This window comes from Wolbachia endosymbiont of Kerria lacca, from assembly GCF_051602725.1.
Taxonomy (GTDB): Bacteria; Pseudomonadota; Alphaproteobacteria; order Rickettsiales; family Anaplasmataceae; genus Wolbachia.
The window spans coordinates 337,600-359,365 of record NZ_CP192272.1 but is presented as its reverse complement, the minus strand read 5'-3'; the positions used below and the strand labels follow the sequence as shown (position 1 = coordinate 359,365).

The 21,766-nt window shown below is 33.9% G+C and carries 18 protein-coding genes and 9 pseudogenes; 12 read left to right on the top strand and 15 right to left on the bottom strand.

Features of this window, described 5'->3' with window-relative positions; all coding sequences use genetic code 11:
- The first annotated feature begins 734 nt into the window (after positions 1 to 734).
- Positions 735 to 2,969, top strand: a complete 2,235-nt coding sequence (locus ACQ4M0_RS01675) for a coiled-coil domain-containing protein (RefSeq protein WP_438456524.1) — start codon at positions 735 to 737, stop codon at positions 2,967 to 2,969.
- Between the two features lie 192 nt (positions 2,970 to 3,161).
- Here ACQ4M0_RS01675 and ACQ4M0_RS01670 read toward each other — a convergent pair.
- Both ACQ4M0_RS01670 and ACQ4M0_RS01665 read right to left on the bottom strand, forming a co-directional pair.
- Positions 3,162 to 3,305: pseudogene (locus tag ACQ4M0_RS01670) on the bottom strand (IS256 family transposase); the annotation flags it as partial.
- A pseudogene (locus tag ACQ4M0_RS01665) lies at positions 3,284 to 3,622 on the bottom strand (transposase); the annotation flags it as partial. The pseudogenes ACQ4M0_RS01665 and ACQ4M0_RS01670, both read right to left, overlap by 22 nt.
- A gap of 75 nt (positions 3,623 to 3,697) precedes the next feature.
- Here ACQ4M0_RS01665 and ACQ4M0_RS01660 point away from each other — a divergent pair.
- The 6 genes and pseudogenes from ACQ4M0_RS01660 to ACQ4M0_RS01635 all read left to right on the top strand — a co-directional run bounded on the left by ACQ4M0_RS01660 (position 3,698) and on the right by ACQ4M0_RS01635 (position 6,958).
- Positions 3,698 to 4,822, top strand: a complete 1,125-nt coding sequence (locus ACQ4M0_RS01660) for an IS481 family transposase (protein WP_438456523.1) — start codon at positions 3,698 to 3,700, stop codon at positions 4,820 to 4,822.
- An 8-nt stretch (positions 4,823 to 4,830) separates the two neighbouring features.
- Entirely contained in the window at positions 4,831 to 5,064 is a 234-nt protein-coding gene (locus tag ACQ4M0_RS01655; protein WP_213863749.1) for a gpW family head-tail joining protein, read from the top strand.
- A gap of 39 nt (positions 5,065 to 5,103) precedes the next feature.
- A complete protein-coding gene (locus tag ACQ4M0_RS01650; RefSeq protein WP_007302904.1) occupies positions 5,104 to 5,391 on the top strand; it encodes a hypothetical protein in 288 nt (95 codons plus the stop codon).
- A 93-nt stretch (positions 5,392 to 5,484) separates the two neighbouring features.
- The gene (locus ACQ4M0_RS01645) at positions 5,485 to 5,682 is read left to right on the top strand and encodes a type II toxin-antitoxin system RelE family toxin (RefSeq protein WP_019078751.1); all 198 of its coding nucleotides are present in this window, start codon (positions 5,485 to 5,487) and stop codon (positions 5,680 to 5,682) included.
- A gap of 128 nt (positions 5,683 to 5,810) precedes the next feature.
- Positions 5,811 to 6,170: pseudogene (locus tag ACQ4M0_RS01640) on the top strand (phage portal protein); the annotation flags it as partial.
- 101 nt (positions 6,171 to 6,271) lie between these two features.
- On the top strand, positions 6,272 to 6,958 hold the full coding sequence (locus tag ACQ4M0_RS01635; protein ID WP_438456522.1) for an IS5 family transposase: 687 nt from the start codon (positions 6,272 to 6,274) through the stop codon (positions 6,956 to 6,958).
- Here the strand turns inward: ACQ4M0_RS01635 and ACQ4M0_RS01630 are convergent.
- The 6 genes and pseudogenes from ACQ4M0_RS01630 to dprA form a co-directional block, all read right to left on the bottom strand.
- Positions 6,933 to 8,054, bottom strand: coding sequence for an IS481 family transposase (locus ACQ4M0_RS01630; RefSeq protein ID WP_438456521.1), 1,122 nt, complete (start codon positions 8,052 to 8,054; stop codon positions 6,933 to 6,935). The two genes, ACQ4M0_RS01635 and ACQ4M0_RS01630, sit on opposite strands and share 26 nt — an antisense overlap.
- 49 nt (positions 8,055 to 8,103) lie before the next feature.
- Positions 8,104 to 8,780: pseudogene (locus ACQ4M0_RS01625) on the bottom strand (IS6 family transposase).
- Positions 8,781 to 8,848: 68 nt separating this feature from the next.
- Positions 8,849 to 9,070 carry a transposase gene (locus tag ACQ4M0_RS01620; RefSeq protein ID WP_341815322.1) on the bottom strand — a complete coding sequence of 74 codons (222 nt, stop codon included), beginning with the start codon at positions 9,068 to 9,070 and terminating at the stop codon, positions 8,849 to 8,851.
- Positions 9,071 to 9,176: 106 nt separating this feature from the next.
- A complete protein-coding gene (locus ACQ4M0_RS01615; protein WP_438456520.1) occupies positions 9,177 to 9,386 on the bottom strand; it encodes a hypothetical protein in 210 nt (69 codons plus the stop codon).
- A gap of 346 nt (positions 9,387 to 9,732) precedes the next feature.
- Positions 9,733 to 9,873 carry a hypothetical protein gene (locus ACQ4M0_RS01610; RefSeq protein WP_341815321.1) on the bottom strand — a complete coding sequence of 47 codons (141 nt, stop codon included), beginning with the start codon at positions 9,871 to 9,873 and terminating at the stop codon, positions 9,733 to 9,735.
- A gap of 265 nt (positions 9,874 to 10,138) precedes the next feature.
- Positions 10,139 to 11,224 (bottom strand): DNA-processing protein DprA, encoded by a 1,086-nt coding sequence (gene dprA / locus ACQ4M0_RS01605; RefSeq protein ID WP_007302781.1) that lies wholly within the window; start codon positions 11,222 to 11,224, stop codon positions 10,139 to 10,141.
- A gap of 61 nt (positions 11,225 to 11,285) precedes the next feature.
- On the opposite strand from dprA, the gene ACQ4M0_RS01600 reads away from it, so the two are divergent.
- Positions 11,286 to 11,663, top strand: a complete 378-nt coding sequence (locus tag ACQ4M0_RS01600) for a ferredoxin family protein (protein WP_438456518.1) — start codon at positions 11,286 to 11,288, stop codon at positions 11,661 to 11,663.
- Positions 11,664 to 11,692: 29 nt separating this feature from the next.
- Here the strand turns inward: ACQ4M0_RS01600 and ACQ4M0_RS01595 are convergent, their stop codons facing one another.
- Entirely contained in the window at positions 11,693 to 11,959 is a 267-nt protein-coding gene (locus ACQ4M0_RS01595) for a hypothetical protein (RefSeq protein ID WP_007302779.1), read from the bottom strand.
- Between the two features lie 280 nt (positions 11,960 to 12,239).
- Between ACQ4M0_RS01595 and ACQ4M0_RS01590 the strand changes: the two are divergent.
- A pseudogene (locus ACQ4M0_RS01590) lies at positions 12,240 to 12,940 on the top strand (IS6 family transposase).
- 58 nt (positions 12,941 to 12,998) lie between these two features.
- Here the strand turns inward: ACQ4M0_RS01590 and ACQ4M0_RS01585 are convergent.
- From ACQ4M0_RS01585 to secA, 4 genes and pseudogenes are all read right to left on the bottom strand, one after another.
- Positions 12,999 to 13,538 (bottom strand): annotated as a pseudogene (locus ACQ4M0_RS01585) (phage terminase large subunit family protein); the annotation flags it as partial.
- Positions 13,539 to 13,668: 130 nt separating this feature from the next.
- Positions 13,669 to 14,087 (bottom strand): annotated as a pseudogene (gene tnpA, locus ACQ4M0_RS01580) (IS200/IS605 family transposase).
- A gap of 15 nt (positions 14,088 to 14,102) precedes the next feature.
- Complete coding sequence (locus ACQ4M0_RS01575; RefSeq protein WP_213863742.1) at positions 14,103 to 14,411, bottom strand: IS4/Tn5 family transposase DNA-binding protein; 309 nt, start codon at positions 14,409 to 14,411, stop codon at positions 14,103 to 14,105.
- A 220-nt stretch (positions 14,412 to 14,631) separates the two neighbouring features.
- A complete protein-coding gene (gene secA, locus ACQ4M0_RS01570) occupies positions 14,632 to 17,283 on the bottom strand; it encodes a preprotein translocase subunit SecA (protein WP_012481813.1) in 2,652 nt (883 codons plus the stop codon).
- A 225-nt stretch (positions 17,284 to 17,508) separates the two neighbouring features.
- Here secA and ACQ4M0_RS01565 point away from each other — a divergent pair, with 225 nt between their 5' ends.
- Positions 17,509 to 17,655 carry a hypothetical protein gene (locus ACQ4M0_RS01565; RefSeq protein WP_007302910.1) on the top strand — a complete coding sequence of 49 codons (147 nt, stop codon included), beginning with the start codon at positions 17,509 to 17,511 and terminating at the stop codon, positions 17,653 to 17,655.
- A gap of 16 nt (positions 17,656 to 17,671) precedes the next feature.
- Here the strand turns inward: ACQ4M0_RS01565 and tnpA (ACQ4M0_RS01560) are convergent.
- Together tnpA (ACQ4M0_RS01560) and ACQ4M0_RS01555 are read right to left on the bottom strand one after the other, a co-directional pair.
- A pseudogene (gene tnpA, locus ACQ4M0_RS01560) lies at positions 17,672 to 18,090 on the bottom strand (IS200/IS605 family transposase).
- Between the two features lie 391 nt (positions 18,091 to 18,481).
- Positions 18,482 to 19,182, bottom strand: a pseudogene (locus ACQ4M0_RS01555) (IS6 family transposase).
- Between the two features lie 372 nt (positions 19,183 to 19,554).
- On the opposite strand from ACQ4M0_RS01555, the gene ACQ4M0_RS01550 reads away from it, so the two are divergent.
- Complete coding sequence (locus ACQ4M0_RS01550; RefSeq protein WP_438456517.1) at positions 19,555 to 20,094, top strand: hypothetical protein; 540 nt, start codon at positions 19,555 to 19,557, stop codon at positions 20,092 to 20,094.
- 364 nt (positions 20,095 to 20,458) lie between these two features.
- Positions 20,459 to 21,619, top strand: a complete 1,161-nt coding sequence (locus ACQ4M0_RS01545; RefSeq protein WP_265025370.1) for a porin — start codon at positions 20,459 to 20,461, stop codon at positions 21,617 to 21,619.
- Positions 21,620 to 21,766: the final 147 nt, after the last annotated feature.

Here is a 21,766-nt window from a genome sequence, read left to right as displayed (position 1 = left end):
TATTCATCTCTCCGTACCTTTTGGTTTATGCGTATCAACTTTATTTCGCATATCACAAATAACGACAATTCTGACATAAGTTCCTTTCGTAACCATATCTAACTTTCTTAGGGGGATTTATTACAAAGTTTAATATTACCCCTTTTTAATCCATGCTTGCACCCTAAGAAGTTGCCACTTTCCTAAAGTGTGGATTATGCTTTCAACCCGATGTTAGGGCGGATGGAATTTAACCATCACAATTTCACGACTTTCGGGTCGCACGAGAAGAGTTTGTTTTGGGATGCGTTGGACTACCAAATGATCCGTGCGAACTTTTCTTTATATCAATTTATTATATAGTAAAAGCAGCTATATTAGCCTACTTCAGCCATATTTACATGCGAACCAATTTACTTGGCTTTGTTGCAAAAATTTCAAGCTTCTATTTTCATAACGCAGCTTTTGCTTAAATTGTTCTCACAAATATACGATCTTTTTATGTTTTTTGGAGAAAGTAAATAATTCAATTCCTTATAACACTAATTAGTATGGTCTGTTCATAAAATTTATCCTCTCAAAAAAGACTGTGCTTTATCCATCTACTTTAATGGTATCATAATATTTTACACCTAAATCTATTCTATAAAAATTCACAATACGAATTAGTAAATAGATTATATTCAAACCGATTGTATTTATGATATATAGCGCATACAATATATTACTTGTTTATTTTAGTAGGGGGTATAGGTATGTTTAGTTCAAAGCAGGTAGTACAATATAATTTATTTGGTAGTAACGGCCTTGAAGGCATTTCATCTTGTGAATTTGCACATTTTCCTGAAGAGGTATTTGAGATTAGCAGTAAAGAAAATCAAGTAATAGACAGTCTAGAAAGCAAAATAGAAAATCTACAACAGGAAAATTTTGATCTTAAAAAAAATGTAGAGTTACAAAAACACTATAAGAAAAGAGTAGAAGAGTATTACGAAGAAGTAAGTGAACTTACCAGAGAAATGCAAACCCTAGAAGGGAAAATTAAAAAGCTTGAAGTTAAATTACAAAAAAGGACGAGAAGTTTAACTGAAAATGATCAAGACATCGAACAGCTAAAACAGAAAGTAGAAATATTATTATTAGAAACTCAGAACAAAAGTGATGTAATTAAGAACTTAAATAACCAATTAAAAGAGGCAAAGAATGAAATTCAGTTAACAGACAAAATAAATGAAGAGTTACAGCAAAAACTGGATTTGACTGAAGCTGAGTTAAACAGAGTAAGAAAAGAAAGTACAGTGGTGATAAACAGTATAGAGGATTTGAAAGGTAATTATGAAAATCAGATACTAGAAAAAAAGAAGGAACTTAATGATATAAGAGATCAATTGTGTATTTATTTATCAGAGTATAAAGAACTATTTGCAGAATTCAATGGACTGCAGAAGGAAAACGAAAGTTTAAAACAGAAAAATTTCTATATTAGTAATGAAGTGTCTCTTGCAGATGAAATAAACAAAGAAAACGTAAGAGAAGAAATAGCAAAGCTTCAGTTTGTACCTGAAGTGAAAATTAAACATATTATTGATAATAATGACCAGAAATCAACCTGGCTATATGGAAAAACAGAAAATTGTCGAACAAGTGAAGATGAAAACCTTGAAAATAATGATTTCGAGATTGGAGTATGGAATGAAGCTGACGATGAAAGTAGCGATGACCAGAAATCAACCTGGCTATATGGAAAAACAGAAAATTGTCGAACAAGTGAAGATGAAAACCTTGAAAATAATGATTTCCCAATTGAAGTATGGAACGAAACGGATAGTGAAAGTGACAATGTTAGCCCTTGCCCTGATTATGATGAAAGTTTTGGTAGGCGTTACAGTCAACTATTCTATGATGAAGCCATAATTCATAAAGAAAAAGATACTTTTGTTTTAATTCGTCAAAAAGATTCTTTTTCTTTAGCGAAAGTAAAACTGAATACAAGAGAAGAAGAAAAGTATGAAAGTATTTGGCAAAAAATAAATAAGATCCATGATTATCTGGACATTTTAGGTTACTCTGGTAGCGAAGAAGATTATGAGGAGTGCGAAAAAGAACTTGATAAAGTTATAAACGAAGCACTGAAACAAGGAATAATGTTCACTTTTCCATATAAATCTGATATGTCCTTGATAGATCGTATAGCTGACACATTCCCAAAGCTATATTTATCTGCTGACACTATTCGAATTTATGAGTTTTTACACAAGAAAAAAATATTTCAGATAATATCAGAAGGTGCATCTTTAAACAGATTTAGCGATGAAGAGCATGGAGATGTAGTAAACGTAATTTGTTCAGATAAAGATACCTTAGGTCAGCGAAAAGCAAACCTTTCAAAGCTGAAGGAGTTAGCACTTGAAAGTATTATAAGTAAAAGTGAGCAAATTGATAAACATGACTTTGAACTAGAAATAGATAATGGATATTTTTGTATAGATTACCCACAAAATAGTACTATTGAAGTTGCAAAGATATTCAATAATCAAAAAGCTAAAGATTTCAATCTAAATATTGGTATAGTTCAAGTTGGAAAAAGTATAATTAGAGTTGAAAACATAGAAGGAAGGAGAAATTATACAGACATCTCAGGAGATATCATTGAAATGTCTTTTACCACTGAAGTAGGAGAGATCAGTATTCATCTATGTCCTAATGAGAAAGATAGTAATAAAATAGAGGTGAGGCTTGTCGATGAAGTAAGATTTAACAAGTTAGAGAATAAATCAAGTTTAGGGCAGAGTTGTCTGTTAGGGGGAAAAAGTGTTTTGACAGCTATAGAAAATGGATATTTCGAAAGAAATAGTAGTGTTTTTAAAGAGTCAGGTAAGACTATTAAACAGTCAGAGTGTACAATGGAAAATCCATCTAGCTTTCTAGAGGGGGTGAATAAAAATCAATTACTCAGAGTAAATGCAAGAGCTTATGGTCGGGGATTATGATAGTTGCTGTACATTGTAGATATAAAAATAAGGGGGATGAAGATGCGTTTTAATTTAGAGCCGGGAGGTGCTTTTTGTGATGGTAAAAATAAGCTTGTAACTGTTAAAATAAATGATGAAGAAAAGATTAATTTATCTGTAATAGTTTAGACTTAATCGGAAACGTTCAAAAAAGTGTGTCAAGCCGCATTTTTAGTTTAACTCAATTTTCAATCTACTGGGAAAGAAGATGTCAAGTTGAGACATAGTTAAAGCCCAATTAGGGAGATGTAATAGTTTATACTTAACCTGAAAGGCATAAATTATAGCTGTTCTCATAATAGTGGAAACAAATGAAGAAAAGCAGAATCGACAGCTTGACGAAAAGATTTAAAAAGAGGAATGTTTTTCCTGGCTCTGTTTTTTATAGCAAACCAATGATGCTAAATTTTATTGAAATCTGGAGAATATGGAGGCAGATACAGAATGTCTGCACCAACCCTTTTGGCAAATTCGACAATCTTTTTAGACTTATGAAAAGTTGCATTATCTAAAATCACTGTTTGTCCAGGCTATAAAGTTGGTGCCAGAAATTGCTCGAACCAGCCATTAAAAACCTCTGTATCACAATAGCCTTCAAACGTCATAGGTGCAACGATTTTTCCCTTATTTAAAGTGTATTAAACAAGACTTGATCTGACACTTTAAAAAAGTAAGTTATAAAATAATAAAAGAAAGGAGTGTTAGATATGAGTACGATACAAACAAAAATACTAAAACCAAAGTTAGGGTTATTAGAACTAGCAAAGCAATTAGGTAACGTATCACAAGCGTGTAAGGTGATGGGTTATTCGCGTGATACATTTTATCGATTTAAGGAGTTATATGAAAGTGGGGGAGAAGGAGCATTACATGAAATAAGTAAGAAAAAACCCCTATTAGCAAACAGAGTTTCCGAAGATATAGAAAGGGCAATAATTGGCATAGCTACAGAATTTCCAGCATATGGACAACAAAGAGCTGCAAATGAGCTGAGAAAAAGGGGTGTAATAATTTCCGAAGGTGGCGTAAGATCTGTATGGCTAAGAAATGACATTGAAACGTTCAAAAAAAGACTTAAAGCCCTTGAAGCAAAGGTTGCACAAGACGGCATAATTTTAACTGAAGAGCAACTTGCAGCATTGGAAAAAGTTAAAGAGCAAAGAGAAGCTCACGGTGAAATTGAAACAGAACATTCAGGTTATTTAGGGTCTCAAGATACTTATTACGTAGGCAATATCAAGGGCGTTGGGCGCATTTACCAGCAGACTTTTATTGATACATATTCGAGAGTGGCTTTTGCTAAGCTTTATACAGATAAAACTGCTATTACCGCTGCCGACTTGCTGAATGATAGAGTAATACCATTTTTTGATGTACAAAACGTGCCATTATTGCGCATTTTGACTGATAGAGGTACAGAATATTGTGGTAAACCAGAAAATCACGCTTATCAGCTTTATTTGGGAATTGAAAATATTGATCATTCAAGAACTAAAGCCAATTCACCACAAACTAATGGCATATGCGAAAGGTTTCATAAAACTATGCAAGATGAGTGTTACAATATTATCTTTAGAAAGAAAATCTACAGTTCTTTAGAAGATTTGCAGATAGATGTTGATCATTGGTTACGCTCTTACAATGAGACCAGGCCTCACTCAGGTAAATATTGCTATGGTAAAACGCCTATGCAGACTTTTCTTGATAGCAAACACATTGCTTTTCAGAAAAATATTAGTAACGTTAAACAAGAGACTGATATTAGTTTTCAATTCTTCTGTCAGTTAATTCGTTGCTGTCAGATTAAGTTGTGTCTAGTACAGGTTGAATGAGAAGTAAAATGTACAATCAAGAATATTTAAGTCAAGTCGAAGAAGCGATAAAGAAGCTGCAAAACGGAGAGCGAGTAGTATCAATTGCATATGGTGACCATGTTGTGAGATATGCTGAAGTTCAGATAAATGACCTGCTAAGCTTAAGACAACGTATTAAAGCTGAACTGAAAGTTGCAGGTGTGAGACCGAAGAGAAGAATTGTGATTGCGACAAGTAAGGGGATTGACAAAATTGTGTAAAAATGTTATAGTTTAAAATTGGTATTTTCTAGTTAAAATATGGATCAAAGTCAAGAAAGGCTTAATGTTAATGTAAATTTTGAGGGGGAATTTGCTCACTACCTTATAGAAATGGCAAAAGTTCAAAATAGAACTATAGGAGAAGTTGTAAAGGACCTAGTGGAAGAAGAAATTGAAGCAAGCAAATTATCTGAAGAAGATGATGAAATAGATGAAGTAGATATAAAGTTGGCTAAGCTTTCTCTTGAGCGTGATGCTAGAGGTGATGAAGAAATTAGAAGTGAGGATGTAGATTGGAATAGAATATTATCTGCAAAAACAGTCTAAAGGTGGAGATACAAGCTGGGATACGATATTATCTATTCAAAAAGAGTTCTTGAGGAGGACTTTCTTGCATTACCACAAACGATAAGATCTAGAGTGAGAAGAGCTGTAGATAGTCGTCTTGCAACCAACCCTAAAGCAATAGGTAAAGCATTATCGCATGAATTCAAAGGGTATTTTAGGATACGAGTAAGTGATTATCGTGTAATTTATAGGATAAACTACTTAAAACACACAGTAACTATTACTGCAATGGGACATCGGAAGGACATTTATGAACGCAGCCCAGAATAAGCGTTGGTATTTGTGCAAGAGCCTCATGCATAATTTATAAAGTGTTAACAGCCAGACTCTCCAGCAGCTTGCTGTAATTTTTTAATGTCAAATTGCGCAACAAACTGCTGCATAATCAAAGAGGCAAAATGCTATTAAAATCGTTCAAACAACTATTTAGTAAGCCAAAGATAAAAGGCTCAGCGTGGGATGCAGCAGACTCAGGAAGAAGATTTTTTCACTTTCAACCAGAGTTAGGAAGTATAAACAATTTGCTGTCTCAAAGCCTTGAAACTTTACGTAGTAGATCACGTGATATGGTGAGAAAAAATCCTTACGCTGCAAATATAATTGATACGATAGTAAGTAACTCTATTGGAACAGGAATAAAACCACAATCAAAAGCAAGAGATGGAGAATTTCGAAAGAAAGTACAAGGATTGTGGCTGAAATGGACAGATGAAGCAGATAGCTGTGGAATAAGTGATTTTTATGGATTACAAGCTCTAGGCTCTGTGAACAAAATTTTTCTGCGAGAAAAAAGTAGAGAAGAAGTAGGAGAGAAGAGGAAAAAGAGGTAGTTTAACTGTGAATAACAGAGAAACTACCAATGGTATATTACATACAAGAAACAAAATGGAAACAAATTTTTGAATTCTTAAAAGGAATCAAAGGAATACACAGCAAAAATGAAAAAAGGTTGAGAATATTTGTGGAAGCAGTTTGGTACATAGTTCGCAGTGGTTGTCAGTGGAGACTTTTGGCAGAGATTTACGGCAATTACAGGAGCATACATAGAAGGTTTAAAAAGTGGTGTGAAAAGGGAATTTGGAAAAGGCTGTACAAATATACACAAGATCCAGATTTAGAAGTGCACATGATAGATGGAACGATTATTCGTGCTCACGCTTGTTCGGCTGGATATAAGAAAAACTCCGGAGGTCAAGAGGCTTTAGGACGCAGTAGAGGTGGCTTTTCTACAAAAATTCATGCACTTGTCGATGCGCTGGGAAATCCTTTGAAATTTATGCTTACTCCTGGACAAAGAAACGACATTACACAAGCTGAAGCTTTAACAGAAAATATCTCAAACTCGACTATAGTGGCAGATAAAGGCTATGACAGTAATACTTTTATTACCAATCTTAAAAGTAAAGGTTGCAAAGTTGTGATTCCACCAAAACGAAACCGAAAAATGCAGAGAGAGTATGACAAACATGTCTATAAAGAGCGCCATCTGATTGAGTGTTTCTTTGGTAAAATAAAGCATTTTAGGAGTGTACTAGACACAACTTAATCTGACAGCAACGAATTAACTGACAGAAGAATTGAAAACTAATATCAGTCTCTTGTTTAACGTTACTAATATTTTTCTGAAAAGCAATGTGTTTGCTATCAAGAAAAGTCTGCATAGGCGTTTTACCATAGCAATATTTACCTGAGTGAGGCCTGGTCTCATTGTAAGAGCGTAACCAATGATCAACATCTATCTGCAAATCTTCTAAAGAACTGTAGATTTTCTTTCTAAAGATAATATTGTAACACTCATCTTGCATAGTTTTATGAAACCTTTCGCATATGCCATTAGTTTGTGGTGAATTGGCTTTAGTTCTTGAATGATCAATATTTTCAATTCCCAAATAAAGCTGATAAGCGTGATTTTCTGGTTTACCACAATATTCTGTACCTCTATCAGTCAAAATGCGCAATAATGGCACGTTTTGTACATCAAAAAATGGTATTACTCTATCATTCAGCAAGTCGGCAGCGGTAATAGCAGTTTTATCTGTATAAAGCTTAGCAAAAGCCACTCTCGAATATGTATCAATAAAAGTCTGCTGGTAAATGCGCCCAACGCCCTTGATATTGCCTACGTAATAAGTATCTTGAGACCCTAAATAACCTGAATGTTCTGTTTCAATTTCACCGTGAGCTTCTCTTTGCTCTTTAACTTTTTCCAATGCTGCAAGTTGCTCTTCAGTTAAAATTATGCCGTCTTGTGCAACCTTTGCTTCAAGGGCTTTAAGTCTTTTTTTGAACGTTTCAATGTCATTTCTTAGCCATACAGATCTTACGCCACCTTCGGAAATTATTACACCCCTTTTTCTCAGCTCATTTGCAGCTCTTTGTTGTCCATATGCTGGAAATTCTGTAGCTATGCCAATTATTGCCCTTTCTATATCTTCGGAAACTCTGTTTGCTAATAGGGGTTTTTTCTTACTTATTTCATGTAATGCTCCTTCTCCCCCACTTTCATATAACTCCTTAAATCGATAAAATGTATCACGCGAATAACCCATCACCTTACACGCTTGTGATACGTTACCTAATTGCTTTGCTAGTTCTAATAACCCTAACTTTGGTTTTAGTATTTTTGTTTGTATCGTACTCATATCTAACACTCCTTTCTTTTATTATTTTATAACTTACTTTTTTAAAGTGTCAGATCAAGTCTTGTTTAATACACATAGCCCCGATAATTTGTCTTTTTTGAATCATACGAATATTTTCTATGCCGGTAATGGTAATCTTTGCGGAGTGGAAGCTCTTAAAACCAAGCATTGGCTTTATTCGTTTTTTGATAAATCTATGATCTTGTTCGACAATATTATTTAGATATTTTATTTGAAAAACCATGATTCTACAATCTTCAGAAATTTCTGTATTCAAATCATCAAGAGCAGCAGTATTACTGCCGCTTTTATCAATTACTACTTTCTCAGGAAGGTTATTCTCTCTAAAGGCTTTACGAAAGAACGCAAGTGCCGCAGACTTGTCTCTACGAGCACACAACAGAAAGTCTACAGTATTACCAATAGTGCTCTGTATAGATAAACCCATTTGCCGTTTAATTTAACGTAGATCTCGTCCATTCTCCAGCTACTGCCAAGCTGCTTCTTCCTTTTCCTTACCGCTTCATCTATCAGTGGCACAAATCTGATAACCCACCTTTGTAACGTAGCATGATCAATTTTTGCTCCCCTTATACTCAGCATTTCTTCCAAATCTCGATAGCTCAAAGAGAATCTACATTTCATATATACAGATAACATTATTATCTCTGCTGAAAAGCTAAATCCTTTGAAATATGGCAATAATTTTGAACTAATACGAAACATCTTTGCTTTTTTTTTAGATGATCATATCACTTCTTTTCTACTTTCCTACAAATGTTACATACCAGGATTTATAGATGCGACAGAACCCTTTTTTGAACATTCCCTTTTTCTATCAAATTTTTCGTCCTTGCAGATTTATAAAAGCTCGCATTGTCGAGAACAATAGTCTGTCCAGGTTTAAATACAGGAACAAGTACATTTTCTACATAAGCATCAAAAATCTCGCTGTTGCAGTAGCCATCAATTATCCATGGTGCTTTAACTTTTCCTTCATTCAGTGCTCCAATCATGCTTACCCTCTTTCTTTTAAACCCTGGGCAAATAACCTCTTGACTCTTTGAGACTACCCATATTCATAAAATTCATTGTCCTCTATTCCAGACTCATCTATGTATATCAAGTTTTCTTTCTTCTACTTTTTTTATGAACTCTTTGCGTTTCTCTTTCTCGATAAAGAAAAGTTTTTTTATATGTATAGTTTACTTTGCTAAGGTAGTTATATACTGTGCTTCTACACATATTACAAAATTCTTCAATTATCTTTTCAATTCTAATATCCATCCAGAAATTTGATAAATCTATCCATATCTTTAATCTTATGGCCATATCCTTTGTGATAGCCTGAAGATGGTTTCTGTTTCTTCTTTCCTTTTCCTCCACAAATATATTGTTTTTATGCTCACTTTGAATATTTGACTGATTTTTTTATCGTCATTGTTTTTTTATCGACTACTTTGAAAACACGTTCTTTCAGATCCTCACTATATGGACTTGGCATCTTCTTCTTTCTCATTACTTATTATACCATTATAACCAATTTTGCCATATAGCTAAACCTTTCTTGGGTTAGCTATAGATGATAAAATATTTGATTCTAGTTCTTTATAGTCTACTAATCCGGTAGTTCTATTTGCTTGACTCATTTCAAACCTTCATTTTTTATATCAATTTATTACTTTTCTTTTCGGCTTGACACACTTTTTTGAACGTTCCCCACTTTTTCTATCAACTTTTCAAATTCTTCTACAGTTAAGTCTGTTATATTACGAAAATTTCTTGGGTGTTTCTTTATATTGTAGTAACTAAAGCTCATTTTTTTACCTTACTCTATCTGCTTATTCCTCTTCTACCTCTCTCCCATCATTTTATCATTACCTTTTGCAGCAGGTCTATTGATGCATGAGTCTGGAATCTAGGAATTCTGATTATATATTAAGTTAGTAAGTATAAAAGTTATGTAAAAATACAACGTTTTTAGTGAGATTACGGAAAGCCAGCGTCACACGCTGGAATGACATCTTTCTTGGTGGACTCAAACCATAATGTTTGTACGGTTGTGGACTTATAACTAAAGCAATCTAGAAAATTAATGATATTTTATTCCCCGGAGAACGCTCTATTTTGTTTTCCAACTCTAGTTCTAAAAGAGCCATTAGAGCTATGTTGGCAGAAAGTCCGCTTGCTAATATAAGTTCATCTATATCAACAGGTACAGAGTTAATATGATCAACTATAACATATTTTGCCTGTTGCAATTTTTCTTGTTTTTGGTTAACAGCATAGTGCTCAACATTAAATAGGTTTTTTTGCTGCGGAGGTAAACTAAACCTAATACTCTCTATTATGTCATCAGCGGATTCGATAAGCTTAGCACCGTTTTTAATTAAATAATTACTACCACTACAGCGTGAATCTAGAGGGAAACCAGAAACTGCAAATACCTCTCTCCCTTGATTTAAAGCAAAATCTGCTGTTATTAGAGAGCCAGAACGTTTCGATGCTTCAATCACTACAACACCCAGCGATAGACCAGATATAATTCGATTCCTTTGAGGAAAATACTGAGGTTTTGGTTTAGTAGCAAATGGAAGCTCAGTCATTACTAATCCGCCATTTTCAGTAATTTTTTTGTATAGATCAAAATTTTCTCTTGGGTATACTACGTCAATTCCGCTTGCTGTAACAGCAATAGTGGGGTAATTTTTGTATATTACACTGTTTGCTGCAGTATCAATCCCTCTTGCAAGCCCAGAAATTATGATGAAACCAGCTTGGCTTAAATCGAGTGCCAACTTATTGGCAAAATTTCTTCCATTCATTGAAGAATTACGTCCACCGATTATTGCAATTATCTCACGACTTAATAATGATACATCACCAAGTGTAGTTATTACAGGAGGAAAACCAGAGATATTCCTTAAAATGTCAGGGTAATCTGGATCACATGCTGGTGTTATTTTAGCTCCAATTTTTTCTGCATTCTTAATTTCTTCTCGTGCATTTTGAATTCCATAATCCTTGTTAGTCAACTTATTAAGATATTTAAGCACTTCATATAGCGACCCACATGCTCTAAGTATACTAAAGAACTTTACTGGTCCCACAGTTCTAGCCAAGCTTAGCCATATTTCTAATTCTTCGTTATTTAATTTATTTATCTTCATAAAAGGCTTGAATTTCTTATCAATTTAGTGTACCCAAGATAATGTAAATATACAGTGTTTTATGACGCATTTTGTTACAGATAAATGCATAAAATGTAAATATACAGACTGTGTGGAAGTATGTCCAGTTGACTGCTTTTATGAAGGTAAAAATATGCTCGTGATTAACCCAGATGAGTGTATTGATTGTGGAGTGTGTATACCTGAATGTCCAGTAGATGCAATTGTAACTGATGATTCCATAAAAGATACTCTAGAGCTAGATGAAGGCTTACTGAATAATGAACAAAAAATCTTTAAATCATTTTACAATATAAACGTAGAATATTCGCAAAAATGGCCAAACATTACAGCTAAAAAGCAATCCCTAGATACAGCAGAAGAGTATAAAGAAAAAAAGGATAAGACAGCTTATTTTGATGAAAATTTAGGGTCATAGAGTACAAAAATAGACTTACATTTTTTTGATTAAATAGACATTGAATTGTAAGCGTCTATTTCATCTGCCATAGACGATAATTGTGCACTCTCAAAACGGAGATTGTTTGCAATATCTATTAATTTCTCACTAATTTGTGAACGAGGTTCAGGCACTGGAAAGAAAACGTCACATCTAGCCTTGCATAGAGGTTTGTCTGTTTCATTGAACGCCTCTTCACAGTTTTTGTGGCAAATATGAGATAGGTTACGTGCCTGAAACGTTAATGAATTCGAGTTTTGTGTAGGTATAACCATAATATACTCCTAAATTAAAAAACTAACGCCACGGTAGCATTTATGTGTTAATAAAATTGTAATATTTATATCAGCATAATTACTTTCCAGATAAGTTTACTTTATTGAAAATTTCAGGAAAATATTGTACAATTACTCATGAACTTTGGTAAAACTTACGGCAAACGCTAATGTATCTTTCAGTAAAAAAACCGGTTCTGTCGCATCTATAAATCCTGGTATGTAACATTTGTAGGAAAGTAGAAAAGAAGTGATATGATCATCTAAAAAAAAAGCAAAGATGTTTCGTATTAGTTCAAAATTATTGCCATATTTCAAAGGATTTAGCTTTTCAGCAGAGATAATAATGTTATCTGTATATATGAAATGTAGATTCTCTTTGAGCTATCGAGATTTGGAAGAAATGCTGAGTATAAGGGGAGCAAAAATTGATCATGCTACGTTACAAAGGTGGGTTATCAGATTTGTGCCACTGATAGATGAAGCGGTAAGGAAAAGGAAGAAGCAGCTTGGCAGTAGCTGGAGAATGGACGAGATCTACGTTAAATTAAACGGCAAATGGGTTTATCTATACAGAGCACTATTGGTAATACTGTAGACTTTCTGTTGTGTGCTCGTAGAGACAAGTCTGCGGCACTTGCGTTCTTTCGTAAAGCCTTTAGAGAGAATAACCTTCCTGAGAAAGTAGTAATTGATAAAAGCGGCAGTAATACTGCTGCTCTTGATGATTTGAATACAGAAATTTCTGAAGATTGTAGAATCATGGTTTTTCAAATAAAATATCTAAATAATATTGTCGAACAAGATCATAGATTTATCAAAAAACGAATAAAGCCAATGCTTGGTTTTAAGAGCTTCCACTCCGCAAAGATTACCATTACCGGCATAGAAAATATTCGTATGATTCAAAAAAGACAAATTATCGGGGCTAATGATAATGTTTCTACTTTTGAGAATTTTGCTATGCTAATTGCTCTATAACTCCCATAATCCCAGTTTAACGATCTTCTTGTACCACAATTTATAGATGCGACAGAACCCCTCCCGAATCTCCTGGATAGGCATCTATCTCATCAAGAAAGAGGTATTTTACTGGCATAGATCGGAGGCCTACACTGCTGTTTGCTCCAGTTATTACTACTATTCCACCTGGAAATTCCTTACTTTGCACAGTATTGCCTGAATCTCTTGACCTTGGGTCTTTTACTTTACTTTTTAAACATGGTGTACTCTCTATTAACGGCGCAAATCTTCCTTTTGACCAACGCTTTCCCATTTCAACTGTTGGCTGTACTACCAGCATTGGACCTGGTGTCTGATCTATGATATAGCCTATCCAATTGTTACCAGCTTCTGTTCCTCCAATCTGCGCTCCTTTCATGAATACTATTTTTTCAGTTGGTGAAGAAGGAGATAGTGAATCCATAATTTCTTTTAAATAAGGAGTTCTTTCCGTTCTCCATTTTCCTGGCTCTGATGCTGCAGTTGGTGCTAGAACTCGATACTCATTCGCCCACTCTGATACTTTAAGCTCTGGATCTGGTTTTAAACCTTCAGAAAATGATGTGGCGTATATCATATTGCTAGCTCTTCACCATCATTAGATGATACTTCAACATCACTTAAATTAGGACTACTTGTTTTCTCACTTTCGAGTTCATTCAACCACTATGGATTAAAATCCAAAGATTGAGAGAGAGCATAGAATGCTAACTTTCGACTTGAAAGTCACCAAATTTATCTTCTTTTTTAGAGTGATTTTCAATATAATTTTTTATCATTTCGTCAGTTACATTTCCGCTAGTCCTGACAAACTAGCCTACTGCCCACAACCCAATATCTCTTTTTTAGCTCTGGAAAGTTTTGCTGGATTTTTCTGGAACTTTTTCCTTTTATTAACTGCACTAACTTACTAATACTTAAGTATGGGGGTACAGAAACGTATACGTGTACATGACTTGACGCAACTCTACCTCTGATAATTTCTACTTGATTATTTGCACATACTTCTTGTACAACTTCTTTAGCTTTCTGTCCAATATCTCCAACTAGTACTGGATATCGATATTTTGTTATCCACACTATGTGATATATATACAGAGTGACTGCTTTTTCTATAATATTCCACATTCTTTCAGATTTTTCACCTTAAAATTATATTCTTAAAAGGATGGACTTCAAGTCCAGGGTTTTTCTCCCAAATTTGGGACAATAAATTATCCTTATCCTTAAGCTTTTCATTGCTAAATAATCTGTATGCACCCTTAGCTTCTTTCCATCCACTACAGCTTTGATTAATTGATCCAGACACCTTACCCTCTATACAATAGCCTGTTTTAATAAGTCTCTTATGAAGTCTTGTATCTCCTAAATTAACGTGTTTTAACTCTCTTTCCAGCCATTTATCCCCTAAGCCATCAGTATATTGCACATTTGTACTTACTTCACTCATTTTAATCCCAAATTTATTTGGTATCCATTTTACTCACTTTTTTATTTGTGGGTAAAAGTGAGATTTGAATCCGATTGAGAAGTTCTGATCAAGCACGCCATAAGAAAGTCTCTACAAACCTTTTGGCCCAATATTAATTCGGCTATTGATTTTGTCTTTCAGAGTGCTCGAGCAGATCTGACTTCGGTTAGCTATAGCAGCTATAATGTGCTTGCAACAACTAATTCACTACGGCAACTGCACCGTGACAGTGTTTGTATTTTTTTCCAGAGTTACAAGGGCACTTGTCATTTCTTGAAACTTTTGGAAGTCTGCTATTTTTAGTAGAGCGTGACCTATTGCCTATTTCTTGATTGTCTAGCAACTTAAAGTGCGCTAGGCGGTGAATGGTAAGCTCCCTCCACTTTTCAAGCATCGACTCAAACATTAAGAAAGCTTCGCGTTTAAATTCATTCAGTGGGTCTTTTTGCCCCATGGCACGCAAATTTATGCTTTGTCTTAGGCTCTCTAAGACCGAAAGGTGCTCCCTCCATAAATGATCAAGTGTCATGATCATCACTTGTTTCACTATCGTATTCCACAAATCTGTAGTTTGTTGACTATTGAAATATTTTTCTTTCTCAGTAAAAAATTCTTGTATTTTGTCATTTATATAATCCAAGGCTTCTTGTTTATTCAAAAACTCTGCTAGATTAAGCGTTATCCCGTATCTTATGTGGAATTCTTTTGCAATATCTTCAACATAATCTTCGTAATAACCACTTTGTACTATACCTTCTATTATATCCTCATTTACTTCACTATATACTTCAACTAAATCATTGATTTCATTGTTTAAAATATGATTTCTCTGCTTAAAAATAACCTTACGTTGATTGTTAATTACATCATCAAACTTTAGCAAAGACTTCCGCACATCATAATTTCTAACTTCAACTTTCTTCTGTGCTTTCTCAAGTGCTTTATTAATCCATGGGTGATGAATAGCTTCATTGTTCTTTAGTCCCACTTTTTGTAAAAAATTCCTCATTCTATCAGAGCCAAATATTCTCATTAAATCATCTTCAAGTGATAGAAAGAACTTAGAAAGTCCAGGGTCACCCTGACGACCAGAACGGCCACGCAGTTGATCATCTATTCTCCTGCTTTCATGCCTTTCGGTTCCGATAACACATAAGCCACCAGCTTTTATAGCAATTTCCTTATCTTTTTTTACTCTTTCGACTATTTCTTGATATTTTTTTTCTCTTTCATCAGCATTTTTTATTTTCTCGAGCTCTATTTTTGCAATCATTTCAACATTTCCACCAAGCTGAATATCAGTTCCACGTCCTGCCATGTTTGTTGCTATAGTAATGCTGCCTGGTATTCCAGCTTGCGCTATTATGTACGCTTCTTGTTCATGATAACGAGCATTTAGTACTGAATGCTTAAGAGAATAGCTTTGCAAAAGCGCAGAAAGTTTTTCAGAGTTTTCAATACTTACCGTACCAACAAGGATTGGTTGTAGGCGTTTGTGGCATTCTTCTATGAACTTCAATACAGCACTAAATTTTTCTTTTTCTGTGCCATAAATTTCATCGTCAACATCTATTCTTTTAACAGACACATTAGTTGGAATTTTTACTACATTTAATCTATATATATCATGAAACTCCTCTGCCTCTGTTACTGCTGTTCCTGTCATACCAGAAAGTTTGTTGTACATACGAAAGTAGTTCTGAAATGTGACTGATGCTAAAGTTTGACTTTCATGCTGAATTTCAAGATTCTCCTTTGCCTCCAATGCCTGGTGAAGACCATCAGAATATCTCCTACCTTCCATCATGCGCCCAGTAAACTCATCAATAATTACCACCTTACCGTTTTTCACTATATAATCTTTATCAGCAGTAAACAGCTTATGTGCACGAAGTGCTTGATCTATATAATGAGTCAGTATAATATTGCTAGTATCATAGAGCGAGGAATTTTCAGGAATGATGTTATACGATTTTAGTAATTCCTCCACTCGTGAAATACCATTTTCAGTGAGGAACACTGCTCTACTCTTTTCATCGACTTCATAGTCAGAATCAACTAATTTGATTACTATTTTATTGATATGCTTATATATCTGATTATTTTCCTCAAGTGGGCCAGAAATAATGAGCGGAGTACGCGCTTCATCAATCAGTATAGAGTCTACTTCGTCTACTATCGCGTAATTGAAGCCTCTCTGAACCATATCTTCTTGAGAAAATTTCATATTATCTCGTAGATAATCAAAGGCAAGTTCATTATTTGTTGAGTATACGATATCTGCGCTATAAGCCTTTTTTCTCTCGTCGTCTGTCAAATTATTTGTAATAAATGCAACAGAAACTCCAAGAGAATTATATAATTTACTCATCCACTCTGTATCTCGTTTTGCAAGATAGTCGTTAACAGTTACGATGTGCACACCTTTTCCTTCTAAAGAATTTAGATATGCAGCTAAAGTTGCGACGAGTGTCTTTCCTTCTCCTGTTTTCATTTCTGATATCATGCCATTATGGAGAACCATGCCACCAATTAGCTGAACGTCGAAATGCCTCATGTTAAGGAATCTTCGTGATGCTTCTCGTACAACCGCAAATGCAGGTACGAGAAGGTCATTTAGTGTTTTTCCATTTTTCAGTTCTTGTTTTAATTCCGCAGTTTTACTAGCAAGATCCTCATCAGATAAGCTCTGCATTTCTTGCTCTAGCGCATTAATCTGCTGAGCAATTTTTCTGAAGGATTTTATTATCTTCTTGTTCGTTGATCCAAATATCCTTTTTATAAAAAAAAGTGACAACGTAAAGATGAAGAATATAAGAATAGTTGTTAAAACTAACGTAGAGTCTGGCATAAACTTAGGTAAAGTTTTATTTAATATGAGATTATATTACTAAACGTAACCTGCGGCAATTAGATTCAGAAAATCTTTATTTACAAACTAAGGAAAAGATTCTTGCAGATGAAATGTAAAAGAGTCTATTTATTTTATTAAATATTATAATTAATAATTAAACTTTCTTGATAAATTATTAAAATAGTCTTAAGCTACATGTATAAAACGGTTAGTGGAGTTACAATGTTAAGCAATATTATAAAAGTAAAATTAGAGAAAAATAGTTGTCCTTTTGAAGAATTAGAAGAATTTTTTGCTTCATTAAAATTTGGTACAAAAGGGTTTAAAGATTCTTCATTCAACCACTATGGATTAAAATCCAAAGATTGAGAGAGAGCATAGAATGCTAACTTTCGACTTGAAAGTCACCAAATTTATCTTCTTTTTTAGAGTGATTTTCAATATAATTTTTTATCATTTCGTCAGTTACATTTCCGCTAGTCCTGACAAACTAGCCTACTGCCCACAACCCAATATCTCTTTTTTAGCTCTGGAAAGTTTTTCTGGATTTTTCTGGAACTTTTTCCTTTTATTAACTGCACTAACTTACTAATACTTAAGTATGGGGGTACAGAAACGTATACGTGTACATGACTTGACGCAACTCTACCTCTGATAATTTCTACTTGATTATTTGCACATACTTCTTGTACAACTTCTTTAGCTTTCTGTCCAATATCTCCAACTAGTACTGGATATCGATATTTTGTTATCCACACTATGTGATATATATACAGAGTGACTGCTTTTTCTATAATATTCCACATTCTTTCAGATTTTTCACCTTAAAATTATATTCTTAAAAGGATGGACTTCAAGTCCAGGGTTTTTCTCCCAAATTTGGGACAATAAAATTAGTTTGCCAAGGATGGGGTGTGCCGTAGAGACACAAAGAAAGATCAGAAATGAGCAAACTAAGTGCTTAAGCTGCACAATAGATGAGGGAAAGGTCCCTCACAGTCGGCTTGCAAGAGCAGGCTTTAAACAACCATAAGCTGCTTTGATAAAGAGTCAAGGTAGTGAGAGTTATGGATAAAGGCACAAATACGTGTCATGTACGAAATAGAGAGGCGAATGAAAATGAACCACTGATGAAGGGTTCTGTCGCATCTATAAATTGTGGTACAAGAAGATCGTTAAACTGGGATTATGGGAGTTATAGAGCAATTAGCATAGCAAAATTCTCAAAAGTAGAAACATTATCATTAGCCCCGATAATTTGTCTTTTTTGAATCATACGAATATTTTCTATGCCGGTAATGGTAATCTTTGCGGAGTGGAAGCTCTTAAAACCAAGCATTGGCTTTATTCGTTTTTTGATAAATCTATGATCTTGTTCGACAATATTATTTAGATATTTTATTTGAAAAACCATGATTCTACAATCTTCAGAAATTTCTGTATTCAAATCATCAAGAGCAGCAGTATTACTGCCGCTTTTATCAATTACTACTTTCTCAGGAAGGTTATTCTCTCTAAAGGCTTTACGAAAGAACGCAAGTGCCGCAGACTTGTCTCTACGAGCACACAACAGAAAGTCTACAGTATTACCAATAGTGCTCTGTATAGATAAACCCATTTGCCGTTTAATTTAACGTAGATCTCGTCCATTCTCCAGCTACTGCCAAGCTGCTTCTTCCTTTTCCTTACCGCTTCATCTATCAGTGGCACAAATCTGATAACCCACCTTTGTAACGTAGCATGATCAATTTTTGCTCCCCTTATACTCAGCATTTCTTCCAAATCTCGATAGCTCAAAGAGAATCTACATTTCATATATACAGATAACATTATTATCTCTGCTGAAAAGCTAAATCCTTTGAAATATGGCAATAATTTTGAACTAATACGAAACATCTTTGCTTTTTTTTTAGATGATCATATCACTTCTTTTCTACTTTCCTACAAATGTTACATACCAGGATTTATAGATGCGACAGAACCCCTTCATACGAGGAATCGTGTTCATCACCACCGTCATACGAAGAATCGTGTCACAGTAGTTTAGGTTATATTCAACCATCTAATCCAATACAGCAAAATCAGTTGTTGTGATGAAGGTATTAAAGAAAACAAGCAAAATTACATTTGTAATTTTGCTTCCTTTATCATCACTTAGAAATAGCTGGTTATGTTATGCTTGCCTATACTTGATTAAGTATATCAATAGGTAAATAAATCTTAATACAACTTTATTATACTGGTAAATACATTTTATAGAATGAAAGCATGGAAGATTTTATAACGGCAAGAAGGAAAGATGATGCTGTGATATCTGTTTCTCAGGATAATGAGAAAAAAAACGTGTTAATCTTGGGACTCAATCAAGCAGCAAGGAATTTATTAAAATGTGAAGAAGGGAATTTACTTAATAAGCCGTTAATCAATATTTTAAGTGCAAGAGCAGCTGAAGATATGAAAAGCTATTTGGAGTATACTGAAGATGGGCGCGATTTGCCCGATATATTGCCAAAAGTGATAGGCTTTTCTTTAATCGACGCTAAAGGAGAAGATATAAAAACAAAGGTAAAAGTTTTTCGCACAACGCAATTTACTAATAGCAAGATTAATTATGAGCTATTGATACGTGACATTAGCCTGTTTCATAAGCTAGCAATGTTTAGGGATAAATATCTGATGGGTAAGAAATATAAAAAACACAACTTGTTTGATATACCAGACAATGATTCAACGATTTTGGAGTTATATGTCATATTGAATTTTGCCTTTGAATATCAAATTAATGCAGTTATAGGAATAATAGGTTGAAACAGCAGTTGTAATAAGGAAAATGATACACTAAAAATTATCATAGAACATTTTTATAAAAATTGCCGTAGTGATGATTTTTTAGGATGTATTGATGAGAATAAGGTACTTTTTATTTTGATGAACTGTGATGCAAATAACACATCTAAAATAGTTAATCGTATACATTCTTCCATTAACAAGCAGTTATTAAAGCGAAAACTATCAAGCATATCAATTATTTATGGAAATATAATTCAAAAACATAGTGTGAAGAATGCTTAAACGCTTTTGTCATTAATTGGTTTGTAGTATCTAAGTTCTACACAATATAAGGATTGTTTTTTATTTCTGTTAAGCTTATATTAAGAATTTAAGCTTACCTATGAGGTTACTAATCACACTATTTTTATCATTACTTGTGGGAGGAAGTGCTAACGCTAGGGTAATTCTGGATAAGGAGATGTTTTATGTAGAACTAGATGGAAAAGTAGATTTAAGATTTGGCTACGCTTTCAATAAAGATTCTTTTAGCTCTACAAAAGACAAGACCTCAAGCTATTCAGACCTGCGCTTTCTTTATTTGCAGCAAGTTTATCCAAATACACAAATGGGGTTTAATGTTAAGGTAGGAGTTTCTGGTATTGCAAACTTAAAGGCACTAGACATAGAAAAGTTAGAAATGGAGAAGTGGTATTTTATCATAAAGAACCAGGAATTTGGATCAATTGAATATGGTAAAGGAAGTTTAGTTAGTCAGAGTATGTTAATTAACACTTCAAAAATTTACACAGCTGCCGGAGGAATAAATGGTCATTGGACAAATTACTCAAATTTGCGCGGTAATGAAAAAAAAGATAATGATCCTGGGTATGATAAAGATGAGGTATTTTGGGTAAAACCCAATATTTACAGCGACTATAATGGACTAGAGCTGAAGTTAAAACAACCAACGATAAACTATATTTCTCCTGAAATCTATAACTTTCAACTTGGACTCAGTTATGTTCCAGGAAAAAATAATTTGCAATATAACAATCTAATAGCCGCTGGTCTTTCCTATAAAAATGGCTTATCAGATGAAATAAATTTTACTACTGCTTTTACTGGTGAGTTTGCAAGAGAAAATTTAACTGATTGCTCGGATGGTACTTCTGAAAATTATAAATGCCGTAATCAATTGCTACACTGGAATTTTGGCTTGAAGCTAAAACTTTTTGAACTTGATTGCATTTTTTCGTACGGTAATGGCGGTAAATCTGGTGAGAAACGTAGTCCTGAAACAAGTAATATGAATTATATAAATGCAGGTGTTGCTTATCATTCTGATTCTCGTAAAGTGAGCTTAACATATTTTAGTAGTAGCAGGGATATTGTAGGCAAAGGTACAAACGAATTAACATCACAGGCTTTCAGTCTTGAATATCCATTAGCTCTTGGCACTTCATACTACTTCGATATTGTAAAATTTAGTACCAAAGAACCTGAAATCGAAAGTAATAACTCCGGGTATGTGCTTTTGGCTGGGCTGAAGCTAAGTTTTTAATGAAATAACCGGTTTGTAAGTGTTGTAATGTGGTAAATAGTAAGCAATGAGAGTAAAATCGAGTTGTTAATATATGTGCTATTTGATATTATAAAAATAACTATTATATAAGATTTTTAATAAAAAGACATTATGTCACTAATCCAA